Source organism: Streptomyces mirabilis, assembly GCF_039503195.1.
GTDB classification, from domain to species: domain Bacteria; phylum Actinomycetota; class Actinomycetes; order Streptomycetales; family Streptomycetaceae; genus Streptomyces; species Streptomyces mirabilis_D.
Genome location: NZ_JBCJKP010000001.1, coordinates 5,885,816 through 5,898,270 on the forward strand (window position 1 = coordinate 5,885,816; position 12,455 = coordinate 5,898,270).

10 protein-coding genes are annotated in these 12,455 nt (G+C 70.7%); 7 read left to right on the plus strand and 3 right to left on the minus strand.

The genetic code is table 11. The features are described from left to right. Nucleotides 1-286 precede the first annotated feature (286 nt). Entirely contained in the window at nt 287-1,348 is a 1,062-nt protein-coding gene (locus tag AAFF41_RS27205) for an NAD-dependent epimerase/dehydratase family protein (RefSeq protein ID WP_319749983.1), read from the plus strand. A gap of 14 nt (nt 1,349-1,362) precedes the next feature. After that, the gene (locus AAFF41_RS27210; RefSeq protein ID WP_054230020.1) at nt 1,363-2,445 is read left to right on the plus strand and encodes a lysophospholipid acyltransferase family protein; all 1,083 of its coding nucleotides are present in this window, start codon (nt 1,363-1,365) and stop codon (nt 2,443-2,445) included. A 113-nt stretch (nt 2,446-2,558) separates the two neighbouring features. Here AAFF41_RS27210 and AAFF41_RS27215 read toward each other — a convergent pair whose 3' ends face one another. The 3 genes from AAFF41_RS27215 to AAFF41_RS27225 all read right to left on the minus strand — a co-directional run bounded on the left by AAFF41_RS27215 (nt 2,559) and on the right by AAFF41_RS27225 (nt 6,365). Next, nucleotides 2,559-3,782, minus strand: coding sequence for a DUF5667 domain-containing protein (locus AAFF41_RS27215; RefSeq protein ID WP_319749984.1), 1,224 nt, complete (start codon nt 3,780-3,782; stop codon nt 2,559-2,561). 272 nt (nt 3,783-4,054) lie between these two features. Then, nucleotides 4,055-4,834 (minus strand): ECF subfamily RNA polymerase sigma factor, BldN family, encoded by a 780-nt coding sequence (locus AAFF41_RS27220; RefSeq protein ID WP_054230018.1) that lies wholly within the window; start codon nt 4,832-4,834, stop codon nt 4,055-4,057. Between the two features lie 580 nt (nt 4,835-5,414). Then, nucleotides 5,415-6,365: an HAD family hydrolase gene (locus AAFF41_RS27225; RefSeq protein WP_319749985.1), complete on the minus strand. Its 951-nt coding sequence runs from the start codon at nt 6,363-6,365 to the stop codon at nt 5,415-5,417. A gap of 128 nt (nt 6,366-6,493) precedes the next feature. Here AAFF41_RS27225 and AAFF41_RS27230 point away from each other — a divergent pair, with 128 nt between their 5' ends. The 5 genes from AAFF41_RS27230 (at nt 6,494) to AAFF41_RS27250 (ending at nt 12,423) form a co-directional block, all read left to right on the plus strand. Continuing rightward, nucleotides 6,494-6,793, plus strand: a complete 300-nt coding sequence (locus tag AAFF41_RS27230) for a glutaredoxin family protein (RefSeq protein ID WP_319749986.1) — start codon at nt 6,494-6,496, stop codon at nt 6,791-6,793. Between the two features lie 362 nt (nt 6,794-7,155). Then, complete coding sequence (locus AAFF41_RS27235; protein ID WP_054228018.1) at nt 7,156-7,920, plus strand: redox-sensing transcriptional repressor Rex; 765 nt, start codon at nt 7,156-7,158, stop codon at nt 7,918-7,920. Beyond that, entirely contained in the window at nt 7,917-9,686 is a 1,770-nt protein-coding gene (locus tag AAFF41_RS27240) for a glutamyl-tRNA reductase (protein ID WP_319749987.1), read from the plus strand. The genes AAFF41_RS27235 and AAFF41_RS27240 overlap by 4 nt, the downstream gene beginning before the upstream one ends. Further along, nucleotides 9,683-10,705 carry a hydroxymethylbilane synthase gene (hemC, locus tag AAFF41_RS27245; RefSeq protein WP_097285722.1) on the plus strand — a complete coding sequence of 341 codons (1,023 nt, stop codon included), beginning with the start codon at nt 9,683-9,685 and terminating at the stop codon, nt 10,703-10,705. Before AAFF41_RS27240 ends, hemC begins: the two co-directional genes overlap by 4 nt. Beyond that, nucleotides 10,702-12,423, plus strand: a complete 1,722-nt coding sequence (locus tag AAFF41_RS27250; RefSeq protein WP_319749988.1) for a bifunctional uroporphyrinogen-III C-methyltransferase/uroporphyrinogen-III synthase — start codon at nt 10,702-10,704, stop codon at nt 12,421-12,423. The genes hemC and AAFF41_RS27250 overlap by 4 nt, the downstream gene beginning before the upstream one ends. The last annotated feature ends 32 nt before the right edge of the window (nt 12,424-12,455 follow it).

Below are 12,455 nucleotides of genomic sequence, written 5' to 3' on the forward strand. Positions count from 1 at the left end.
CGTACCGGTCTCCGTCGTCGCGGCGGCTTTCGCCCAGAGCGGGTACTTTCCGTGGGGAGCGTGCGCGCGTCTCCTGCGCGAGGGCCCCGGAGGGCGATGCTGTGCATACGCCCATGTGCCGTGTGGCTTGGTCTGATCGTACGTTCGTGGCTGTCGTCACTTCGTGCATCGGGTGGTCATCACAGCGCAACATCAACCCGCTAGGTTGGCGGCACACGGGGAACACGGCAGGGTACGAGCAGAGCTACGTCGGCTCACGTCCAGAACGGGAAGAGAGGCGCTGATCTTGGGGAAGGTCGTGCTCGTCACCGGAGTGGCCCGTCAGCTGGGAGGCCGGTTCGTACGACGGATCCAGCGTGACCCTCAGGTGGACCGGGTGATCGCCGTGGACGCGGTGCTGCCCGAGCACCATCTGGGCGAGGCCGAGTTCGTCCAGGCCGACATCCGCCAGCCCACGATCGCCCGCGTGCTCGCCGAGCACTCCGTCGACACGGTCGTCCACATGGATGTGACGGGCATCGCGCTGGGCGGCGGCAGCCGGACGACGGTCAAGGAGACCAACGTCATCGGCACCATGCAGCTGCTGGGCGCCTGCCAGAAGTCCCCGTCGGTCAAGCGGCTCGTCGTGAAGTCCAGTACGAACGTCTACGGGTCCGCGCCGCGAGATCCGGCCGTGTTCACCGAGACCACCCCGCCCAAGTCGCTGCCCAGCGGCGGCTTCGCGAAGGACACGGTGGAGGTCGAGGGGTATGTGCGTGGCTTCGCGCGGCGGCGGCCCGACGTCGCCGTGTGTGTGCTGCGGTTCGCGAACATCCTCGGGCCGAGCGCCGACTCGCCGCTCGCCTCGTACTTCGCGCTGCCGGTGCTGCCGACCGTCTTCGGCTACGACCCACGGCTGCAGTTCGTGCACGAGGACGATGTGATCGAGGTACTGCGGATCGCCTCCCACGATCCACAGCGCGGCACGCTCAACAGCGGCACCTTCAACATCGCCGGAGACGGCGTCCTGTTGCTCTCGCAGTGCGCTCGACGCCTGGGCCGTCCCACGGTGCCTCTGCTGCTGCCGGCGCTCAGCTGGGCGGGCACGGTGGTGCGTACCCTGGGAGTGACGGACTTCTCGCCTGAGCAGCTGCGGCTGCTCACCCACGGCAGGGTCGTGTCGACGAACCAGATGCGCGAGACGCTGGGCTACAAACCGAGATACTCGACCGCGGAGACCTTCGCGGACTTCGCACGCAGCCGGGGGCCCGGACTCCTGCCCCCCGAGGCCCTCGCGGGGGCCGTCGACCGGATCGCCGCGCTGCGTTTCGTGGGCGGCGGCCACCCCCCGACACTGAGCGCCAACTGAGGAGCGCATCGACGATGGCGGACGCCAAGGTCATTCCGTTCGACGACGACCGGTCGCGCGGGGGTGCTGTGCAGCGCCCGCCGCGGCGGCGGGCCGCGGGGAGCCGGCGCAAGGGTGATCCCGCGGTGGTACGTGAGGTCCAGCCTCTGCCTGGCCGGGCCTTCCCGCAGGATGATGTTCCTGTGACGCGTGAGGAACAGCCGTCTCAGCCGTCGACGCCGAACAACGCGCCGTCGACGTCACAGGCGCGGGTGAGCGGCGGGCTGGAACGGCGCGTCGCCGGTGGTCTCGCCTTCCTGCGTCGGCGTCTCACCGGTGACTACGAGATCGACGACTTCGGGTACGACCAGGAGCTCACCGAGCAGGTCCTGATGTCCCTGATCCGGCCGCTGTACGAGAAGTACTTCCGGGTCGAGGTGAAGGGCATCGAGAACATCCCGACCGACGGCGGCGCGCTGATCGTCGCCAACCACTCGGGCACCCTCCCGCTGGACGGCCTGATGATGCAGGTCGCCGTCCACGACAACCACCCCGAGAGCCGCCATCTGCGCCTTCTTGCGGCCGACCTGGTCTTCATGCTGCCGGTGGTCAACGAGCTGGCCCGCAAGGCCGGGCACACCCTCGCCTGCGCCGAGGACGCCGAACGGCTCCTGGAGCGCGGCGAGCTGGTCGGTGTGATGCCGGAGGGCTTCAAGGGCATCGGCAAGCCGTTCGGGGAGCGCTACAAGCTCCAGCGCTTCGGCCGGGGCGGGTTCGTGTCGACGGCTCTGCGGCAGGGCGCCCCGATCATTCCGTGCTCGATCGTCGGCGCGGAGGAGATCTATCCGATGATCGGCAACGCGAAGACGTTGGCGCGGCTGCTGGGTTTCCCGTACTTCCCGATCACGCCGACCTTCCCGTGGCTGGGTCCGCTGGGCGCCGTCCCGCTTCCCACGAAGTGGACGATCCAGTTCGGTGAACCGATCCCCACGGACGGCTATCCGCCGGAGGCCGCCGAGGACCCGATGCTGATGTTCAACCTGACGGACCAGGTCAGGGAGCAGATCCAGCACACGCTGTACAAGCTGCTGGTGCAGCGCCGGTCTGTCTTCTTCTGACGGATGCTCCGCCGGACGGACGGATGTTCTTCCGCCGGACGTTCCACCGGTGACGGACGTACGTGGCTGGGGGCGCCCTTCCTGAGAAGGGCGCCCCCAGCCACGTGGCGGAGTTACCTGCTGTCCTCGCTGTCGATGCCCAGGCCCGGGAGGAGACCGGGCAGCAGCGGGGGCAGGGTGACGTCCGGCGCGCCACTCGTCGGGCTGGACTTGCCGGCCGACGGGGACGAGCTGGTGGTGTCCTTGGGCGGGTCCAGGAGACCGCCCGTGGTGCCGCCGAGCAGGCCCTCACCGGTGCTGCTGGTGCTGGACGGCTTCGGCTTGCCGCTGCTGTGGCTGCCGGTGCCGGAGCCGCTGCTGGCGCTGGGCGCCGGACGGTCCGTACCGGACGACGAGCCGGGGGCGTCCGAACTTGCACCCCGGTGACGGCCCGTGCCCTCCTTCGCCGGGGCTCCCGGGAGCAACGGGTCGACCTCTTCGTCTATGGCTGCGAACACCGACGAGACCTGCTGACTGACGTCGCCGAGCTGGACGGGCAGCCGGTCGCGCAGTGCGCCCCAGGCCTCGCGGTGCGACTGGGCGAAGGCGGACAGGGCCTGGATGGGGCCCAGCGAACCGTCCCGCTCGTACGCCTCGTACAGCAGGCGGTGGCCCTCGGAGGCGTCGTGCTGCATGCCGGACAGGGCGCGGCGGATCTCGCCCAGGGACTCGTGGTCGAGGTGGCCCGAGCGGCCACGCTCCATCAGCCGGCGTGCCTCGCTCAGGCGTGTGGACGCCTGGTCGAGGTAGAGCTCGCCGCGGTCGCTGTCGCCGTGGGCCAGGCCGAGTTTGATGTCCTCCATGCCTCGTTTGAGCCCGTAGAGCGAGTCACCGGGCAGGGCGTCGGAGCTGGCGGCCGCCACGCCGCCGAAGGCTCCGGCTGCCACGCCCACGGTGAGCCCGCCCGCGGCCAGGCCCTTGGACAAACGCGAACGCGGTCGCAGCTTCCCCAGCCCGGTCGCCCGGTGTGCGCCCCGTGCCCGGTGCGAGCGCTGCTCGGGCACGGAACGGTCCGGACCTTCGCCCCCCGCCGCGGTGCCTTCCAGCAGCATGGCCTCCATCGCTGCCACGAGCTGTGCTCGCTGCACGACCTTGACCTCGGGGTCCAGCTCCGGTTTGGGCAGCTCGCCGAGACCGGTGGCGAGGGCCAACAGAAGGCCCTGCTCGGTCTGTTCCGACGCAGCCTGGGACGGTGCCGATCCATCGGGCTGCTCGGCCGCCGTGCCCTGGTCGGACTGCTCCTCCAGGGCCTGGGCGAAGGCGTTCGCCCGCCGGTGTGCCGATACGTTCGCGATCACTGGCGGCACCTCCTCTCGTCAAGACGGTCGACTCCCCAGGGGGTCCTGAGGGTTGCACGCCCCGAGTACATCCACACGATCGGGTGATCGGCGATGGCCGGGTCGTGACCACAGGGAGCCTGTATCCCGCACAACGAGCGTCGCGGCACTTGGGTTACGGACGACGGATGATCGGACCGTGAAGTCAACGGACTTTCACGGAAGGTGAGTTGAGCGTCGCTGAGTGTGTGGGATCACTGGGGCGTTCGTACGGGCCGGTGTTCGTACGGGTTTCAGCGGGCGTCGTCCGGGAGGAGCCGTGCCAGGGTGCGGACGGCTCGGTACTGGAGGGTCTTGATCGCGCCCTCGTTCTTGCCCATCACCCGGGCGGTCTCGGCGACCGAGAGCCCTTGCAGGAAGCGCAGGGTGACGCACTCCTGCTGCTGAGGATTGAGCCGTCGTACGGCGTCGAGCAGGGCCGCGTTCGACAGTGACTCCAGGACGGAGTCCTCGGGGCTTCGCTCGACCTCGTTCGCGTCGAGCATTTCGCCGGTGGTCACTTCGAGTCGGAATCGGCTCGATTTGAAATGGTCCGCGACCAGGTTGCGGGCGATGGTGACCAGCCAGGCGCCGAAGTCGCGGCCCTGCCAGGTGAACGTCCCGATGCGGCGCAGGGCGCGCAGGAACGTCTCACTGGTGAGGTCCTCGGCGGTCGCCTTGCCGCCGACGCGGTAGTAGATGTAGCGGTACACGGTGTCGCTGTACTGGTCGTAGAGGCGGCCGAAGGCGTCGGCCTCGCCGGCCTGGGCGCGCTCGACGAGATCCATCATCCGGGCGCTGTCGCTGTCTGCGGCCGGGCGGCGTGCGGTGGGCGTGGCGGCCGAGCCCGAGCGGCCTCGTCTGCCGACCGCCGCGCTGCCCTCGGCCAGGGCGTAGCAAGGGCCGAGGGGCGCGGGGACGGCGGCGAGGGCGGGGACGGCGTACGCGGTGGGGACGAAGCCGCGCAAGCGGTCCAGGACCGTTGCGCGCAGCGTAGCCAGGCCCGAGGCGTCAACCCCGACGTGTGAGTACACGGGACTCCCAGAGGCAGAGCTTCCATCACGTGCAGTGCGGGACCGTTCACCCGTCGTAGCGACGGAGGGGTACCGGTTTGCGTCTGAGGAGAATAACGCTTCGTACAGGCAGCGCTACACCGAGTTGCTCAAATCATCGATTACGTCGCTTCTGTAACCGATTGACGCCTGATCAAGTGCCGTACGGTGACCGATTGTTGATCGGATGGGTTCGGGTTCCGTCTGGGTGCGGGGCGTGTTGTGGCCGTGTGGGGGTGGGGTGACTGGGCGGGGGGCCACGGGGGTAGGACAGGGGATTGGCCGACTTCCGGCGGGGTGCTCCGGACGGCTTTCCTCGCCCCCGCCGCTCCTACCCGTCCCGTCCCTGGGGCTCCGCCCCCAGGCCCCGGGTGGGTTTGTCGGGTGCCCCGCGCCCCTGAGGCACGGGGCCGCGCCCCGGCCCCCCGGCGGCCTGAACGGCCTCGTCCTCACACGCCGGACGGCTGGAGGCCTTTGGGGGCGCGGGGAAACCGCGCGCCGAGTTCCCACCGGCCGGGAGTCGGAAAACCGCGGACGGCCGGGGGTGGGCGTAGTCCGGGGGTCAGCGGCGGCGGCGGTGGAGGGCGATGGCGGCGGCTGTGCCGCCGGCCACGGCGCCGACTCCGGCCGCGGCGGGGATCCCGACCTTCGCGGCCTTGCGGGCCGTGCGGTAGTCGCGCAGACGCCACTCGAACGTACGAGCGTGTTTGCGGAGTTTCGTGTCCGGGTTGATCGCGTGGGGGTGGCCGACCAGGGACAGCATGGGGATGTCGTTGTGCGAGTCGCTGTAGGCGGCGCAGCGGGACAGGTCCAGGCCCTCCGCGGCGGCCAGCGCGCGGACCGCCTCCGCCTTCGCCGGGCCGTGCAGGGGCTCGCCCACCAGCTTGCCCGTGTAGACGCCGTCCACCGACTCCGCGACCGTGCCCAGCGCACCGGTCAGGCCCAGCCGACGGGCGATCACCGTGGCGATCTCCACGGGCGCCGCCGTGACCAGCCAGACCTTCTGACCCGCGTCCAGGTGGGCCTGGGCGAGGGCGCGCGTACCGGGCCAGATGCGTTCGGCCATGTACTCGTCGTAGATCTCCTCGCCGATCGACATCAGCTCCGCGACCCGGTGGCCCTTGACGATCGAGAGTGCCGAGTCGCGGGCGTCCTGCATGTGTTCCGGGTCCTCGACGCCGGCCAGCCTGAACCACGCCTGCTGCCAGGCGAACCGGGCGAGGTCGCGGGTCTCGAAGAACTTCCGCTTGTACAGGCCGCGGCCGAAGTGGAAGAGGGCGGCGCCTTGCATCACGGTGTTGTCGAGGTCGAAGAAGGCCGCGGCCTTCTCGTCGCCGAGGACCGGGAACTCCGGTTCCCGGTCGGGCGCGGCGGTGTCGGGCGCGGCGTCGTGGGCTAGTTCCTCCAGTTCCTGGGAGGACTTGCGCGCTGCCTCCGCCGAGGCCTCGCCTGCCAACACGCTCCGCGCGGTGGCGGAGCGCCTACGGGGAGTGAGCCATCCGAGAGCGGCCATGTCGTGAGCATAGCCAGTTTGTTCGGAGCTTCCGGAGTCGAGAGGATGCGAGGCTGTGAACTCTCCGCGACCGAGCCGTTAAAGATGACGTCCGACCGGCACCTCCGGGGCGCGCGGGTGGCGGGAGAATGACCCGTATGAGTTCCATGTTCCGGCGCGGTGGGCGCCGTACGACGCAGAAGGCACCCTCGGAGCGGCTGGTCACGCTCATCAGGAAGCCTGGTTGTCATCTGTGTGATGACGCACAAGAAGTGGTGGAGAAGGTGTGTGGGGATCTCGGGGTCCCCTGGGAGCACAAGGACATCACCGAGGATGAAGAGCTTCACCGTGCCTACTGGGAGCAGATCCCCGTGGTGCTGGTGGACGGGGCGCAGCACACCTTCTGGCGTGTGGACGAGGCGCGGTTGCGCAATGCCCTCGCTCCGTAGCGGCGCGGCGTGGCGCGGTGAGGCGTGGTGTGCCGTCCGGATTGTGCCGTGATCGGGTCCGGGCCCCGTCCTGACCGGTGAGTCCAACGGGTCCGGAAAGTCGCCTAGGATCGACGGCGATTGGTCTCGGGGGCGGGGTTCGTTGAGGAGAGTGTGCGGTTTTGCCCCCTTCAGGAGCGGAACGAAGCGGTGCGTGCGCCGGTTCCATACAGGCGCGCCGGGAGTGCGTGACCCCCGTCACGTTGCCTGGGCAAATCGGACACCATCTTTGTGCACGCGTTCACAAAGACATAGCCTGCATTCGACGGGGCGGTCTAGGTAAGTGTGACCGCCTGCAGCCCCGCGCTACCCGCAGGAGCACCGTGGCAACTGGCCGAACTCACCGACCGGCGACCCGCAGCCGAGGGATTCCCGAGGCCACCGTCGCCCGGCTTCCGCTGTACCTCCGAGCCCTCACCGCACTGTCGGAGCGCTCGGTACCCACGGTCTCCTCCGAGGAGCTCGCGGCCGCGGCGGGGGTCAACTCCGCGAAGCTGCGCAAGGACTTCTCCTACCTCGGCTCCTACGGGACGCGTGGTGTGGGGTACGACGTCGAGTATCTCGTGTACCAGATCTCCCGTGAGCTGGGCCTGACCCAGGACTGGCCGGTAGTGATCGTCGGTATCGGTAACCTCGGCGCCGCGCTGGCCAACTACGGCGGGTTCGCCTCCCGTGGTTTCCGGGTCGCCGCGCTGATCGACGCCGATCCGGAGATGGCCGGAAAGCAGGTCGCCGGGATCGCCGTGCAGCACAGCGACGGCCTCGAGAAGATCATCGACGAGAACGGCGTCTCCATCGGCGTCATCACCACCCCTCCGGGCGTGGCCCAGCAGGTCTGCGACCGTCTGGTCGCGGCCGGGGTCACCTCCATCCTCAACTTCGCGCCGACCGTCCTGTCCGTCCCGGACGGCGTCGACGTGCGCAAGGTCGACCTCTCCATCGAGCTGCAGATCCTCGCCTTCCACGAGCAGCGCAAGGCCGGCGAGGAGGCCGAGGCCCAGGCCGGTGCCGCCGCCGTGGCCCAGGCCGCCCAGGAGGACAACGGCAAAGGTCCTGACGGGGACGTCCCCGCCGTGATGCCGGCATGAGTCTCCTCGTCGTCGGACTGAGCCACCGCAGCGCCCCGGTCAGCGTCCTGGAGCGGGCCACGCTGAACGCGGACGCCCAGATCAAGCTGCTGCAGGACACGGTCGCCGCCGAACCGGCCGCCGAGGCCACGCTGCTCGCCACCTGCAACCGCATCGAGCTGTACGCCGACGTGGACAAGTTCCACGCGGGCGTCGCCGAGCTGTCCACGCTGCTCGCCCAGCACAGCGGGGTCGGCCTCGACGAGCTCACCCCCCACCTCTACGTGCACTACGAGGACCGGGCCGTCCACCACCTCTTCTCGGTGGCCTGCGGGCTCGACTCGATGGTCGTGGGCGAGGGCCAGATCCTCGGCCAGATCAAGGACGCGCTCGCCACCGCGCAGGAGATGCACACCGCGGGCCGGCTGCTGAACGACCTGCTCCAGCAGTCGCTGCGGGTCGGCAAGCGCGCGCACTCCGAGACCGGCATCGACCGCGCCGGGCAGTCCCTCGTCACGTTCGGCCTCCAGCAGCTGTCGTCCGGTACCGCCGTCGACGTCTGGGCCAAGGGCAAGAAGGCCCTCGTCATCGGCGCGGGCTCGATGTCCTCGCTGGCCGCGGCGACACTCGCGCGCGCCGGAGTCTCCGAGATCGTCATCGCCAACCGCACCCCGGACCGCGCGGAGCGGCTCGCCCAGATCCTCAACGAGAACGAGGGCGGCGACACGGACGTGCTGGCCCGCGCGGTACCGATGGACTCGGTGCCGGTCGAGCTGACACGTGCCGACATCGCCATCTCGTGCACCGGCGCCACCGGGCTCGTCCTGACGGCCGAGTCGGTCGCGGCGGCCGTGGAGGGACGTACCGGAGAGTTCGTGGCCACGGCCGAGCCCGCGGCGAAGCCCGCCGTGCGCCGTGCCGGCTCCGCTCGTACGGCGTCGTCCGCGGTCGTGGGCGACCAGGCGCAGCTCGCTCCCACCAGTGTCGGTACCGACGAGGACTGTCCGCTCGACCTGTCCGCCGTGCAGGGTACGGCCGGCTTCTCCGTGCTCGGCGAGGCCGCCGTCGCCGGAATGGCCGCCGCCGAGCTGGAGCAGCACGCGGCCTGGGTGGACAAGGGCGACGTCGCGGCCCGTGCCCCGCGCGGGGCGGCCGTGCTCGACCCGGAGGCCGACGCCGACGCCATCGCCGCGCTCGTCCTGGCCGTCTCCACCGTCGGCCGGGTGCCCGAGCGCCGCAGGCCCGAGCCGGTCACCGAGGCCCCCCGGCCCGCGCCCGTGCTCGCGCTGCTGGACCTCGCCATGCCGCGGGACATCGACGCGGCCGTGCACCGGCTGCTGGGCGTGCGGCTCGTCGACATCGAGTCGCTGGCCGAGGCGTCCGCGGACGCGCCGATGGCGGCGGACGTGGACCAGGTGCGGAGGATCGTTTCCGACGAGGTGGCCGCCTTCAGCGCCGCCCAGCGGGCCGCCCACATCACCCCCACCGTCGTGGCGCTGCGCACCATGGCCGCCGACCTCGTCGCGAGCGAGATCGCGCGGCTCGACGGGCGGCTGCCGGACCTCGACGACAAGGAGCGGGGCGAGATCACGCAGACCGTGCGGCGCGTCGTCGACAAGCTGCTGCACGCGCCGACCGTACGGGTCAAGCAACTCGCCGCCGAACCCGGCGGCGCCGGGTACGCGGACGCGCTGCGAACCCTGTTCGACCTGGACCCCGAGACGGTCGCCTCCGTCTCGCGGGCCGAGAACAACAACGAGAACGCCAAGAACCGAGGGCGAGCATGAGTGAGCCACGTGAGCCACGTGCGCCGCAGGGGCAGGCTGGAGCGCCCCAAGGGCGACCAGATGAGAAGGCGGCACTGAGGCTGGGGACCAGGCGCAGCAAGCTCGCCATGGCCCAGTCCGGGCTGGTGGCGCAGGCCGTGAGCCAGGTGACCGGCAGGCCCGTCGAGCTCGTGGAGATCACGACGTACGGCGACACCTCCCGTGAGCACCTCGCCCAGATCGGCGGCACGGGCGTCTTCGTGACCGCGCTGCGCGAGGCGCTGCTGCTCGGCGAGATCGACTTCGCCGTGCACTCCCTGAAGGACCTGCCGACGGGGCAGCCCGACGAGCTCGCGCTGGCCGCCGTGCCGCTGCGCGAGGACCCGCGCGACGTGCTCGTCGCCCGCGACGGGCTGCGCTTCGAGGAGCTTCCGGACGGCGCGCGCGTCGGCACCGGTTCGCCGCGCCGGATGGCCCAGCTGAACGCGTACGCCCGTAACCACGGGATGACGATCGAGACGGTCCCGATCCGTGGGAACGTCGACACGCGGATCGGATACGTACGCAGCGGGGAGCTCGACGCCGTCGTGCTCGCCGCCGCCGGCCTGGGCCGCCTCGGGCGGACCGAGGACGTGACGGACTTCCTGTCCGTCGACACCGTTTTGCCCGCCCCCGGCCAGGGGGCACTGGCGATCGAGTGTGCCGCGGACAACGCGGATCTCGTCGCCGCGCTCGGAGAACTCGACGACCCGTTCACCCGGGCCGCCGTGACCGCCGAGCGGTCCCTGCTCGCCGCCCTGGAGGCCGGCTGCAGCGCACCCGTGGGTGCTCTCGCCGACCTTTTGGCCGACGGGCAGATTGTCAAGGAGATGCGCCTGCGCGGCGTCGTCGGCACGACCGACGGCACGACGCTGGTGCAGCTGTCCACCACCGGTCCCGTGCCCGAGACACATGACCAAGCAATGGCGCTCGGCCGTGAACTCGCCGCCGAGATGCTTGCCAAGGGCGCGGCCGGTCTGATGGGGGAGCGAGCACATTGAGCCCCACCACCCTTCCCGCCGGTCCCGAACACGGGCACGTCACCTTCCTCGGTGCCGGACCCGGAGATCCGGGACTACTGACACTGCGCGCCGTCGAGGCGCTGGCGAACGCGGATGTTCTCGTCGCCGAGTACGAGGTACTCGACATGGTCCGCGTCCATGCCAGACAAGGCGTCGCCGTACTGAGTACGAATACGGACGGGGGGACGCCTTTGGGCACGTCTTCCAGTACGTATCCGGGCACAGGCACGCCTCAACTAGCGGTTGTTGACGCCGTGTCAACGACCGCTGGTGACCCCGCGTTGAGGGACGCCGCCAATCTTGTCATGGAGGCCGCGCGGGGCGGCAAGCGGGTCGTGCGTGCGGTGTCCGGTGACCCCGGGCTCGACACGTACGCCGCCGAGGAGATGCTGGCCTGCGCCGCCGCGGGCGTGCCGTTCGAGGTCGTGCCGGGCGTCGCCGCTGCCGTGGGCGTGCCCGCGTACGCCGGTGTGCCGCTGCGCGACGCGCAGGGCGCCGACGTGCGGTTCGTCGACGGGCGTACGGCCTCCGACCGGTGCTGGACCGAGGTCGGGGCGTCGGACGGGACGGTCGTCGTCTCGTCGACGCTGGACTCCGTGGCCGCCGCCGCGGGCGAGCTGGTCGCGGCCGGTCGTAAGCCGGACACGCCGATGACGGTGACGATCGCCGGTACGACGACGCGTCAGCGGACCTGGTCGGCCACGCTCGGGACGATCGCCCAGACCCTGAAGCAGGCGAAGGTGCTGCCGTCCCCGGACGGTGGGCGCCCGGTGATAGCCGTGGTCGGTGAGCGTTCCGCCGCGGCTCAGCGTGAGCAGCTCTCGTGGTTCGAGTCCAAGCCGCTGTTCGGCTGGAAGGTGCTCGTCCCGCGGACGAAGGAGCAGGCGGCCTCGCTCTCCGACCAACTGCGGTCCTACGGAGCCGTGCCGCACGAGGTGCCGACGATCGCCGTCGAGCCGCCGCGGACGCCGCAGCAGATGGAGCGCGCGGTCAAGGGCCTGGTGACGGGCCGCTACGAGTGGATCGCCTTCACCTCCGTGAACGCGGTCAAGGCCGTGCGGGAGAAGTTCGAGGAGTACGGGCTCGACGCGCGGGCCTTCGCCGGGATCAAGGTCGCGGCGGTGGGCGAGCAGACGACGAAGGCGCTGGTCGCCTTCGGCGTGAAGCCGGATCTGGTGCCGAGCGGTGAGCAGTCGGCCGCGGGTCTTCTGGAGGACTGGCCGCCGTACGACCCGGTGTTCGACCCGATCGACCGGGTGTTCCTGCCGCGGGCCGACATCGCCACCGAGACGCTGGTCGCGGGGCTCATCGACCTGGGCTGGGAGGTCGACGACGTCACGGCCTACCGGACCGTGCGGGCCTCGCCGCCGCCGGTGGAGACCCGGGAGGCGATCAAGGGGGGCGGTTTCGACGCCGTGCTCTTCACGTCGTCCTCGACCGTACGCAATCTCGTGGGCATCGCGGGCAAGCCGCACAACGTGACGGTGATCGCCTGTATCGGTCCGGCCACCGCCAAGACGGCGGAGGAGCACGGGCTGCGGGTCGATGTCATGGCTCCGGAGCCGTCCGTGCACAAGCTGGCCGAGGCGTTGGCGGACTTCGGTCTCCGGCGCCGGGCCGCTGCCGCGGAGGCGGGAGATCCGGTTACCCGGCCGAGTGAGCGTCGGCCGGGGGCGCGGAGGCGTCGTACGACGTAGTCGTACGGCATGGGCGTGCGCAGGGGGTACGG

Bases quoted from the DNA above. Each gene is read 5' to 3' on its own strand.
- AAFF41_RS27210 (WP_054230020.1), top strand. From the start codon at position 1,363: ATGGCGGACGCCAAGGTCATTCCGTTCGACGACGACCGGTCGCGCGGG.
- AAFF41_RS27225 (WP_319749985.1), bottom strand. From the start codon at position 6,365: ATGGCCGCTCTCGGATGGCTCACTCCCCGTAGGCGCTCCGCCACCGCG.
- AAFF41_RS27230 (WP_319749986.1), top strand. From the start codon at position 6,494: ATGACCCGTATGAGTTCCATGTTCCGGCGCGGTGGGCGCCGTACGACG.
- AAFF41_RS27240 (WP_319749987.1), top strand. From the start codon at position 7,917: ATGAGTCTCCTCGTCGTCGGACTGAGCCACCGCAGCGCCCCGGTCAGC.
- hemC (WP_097285722.1), top strand. From the start codon at position 9,683: ATGAGTGAGCCACGTGAGCCACGTGCGCCGCAGGGGCAGGCTGGAGCG.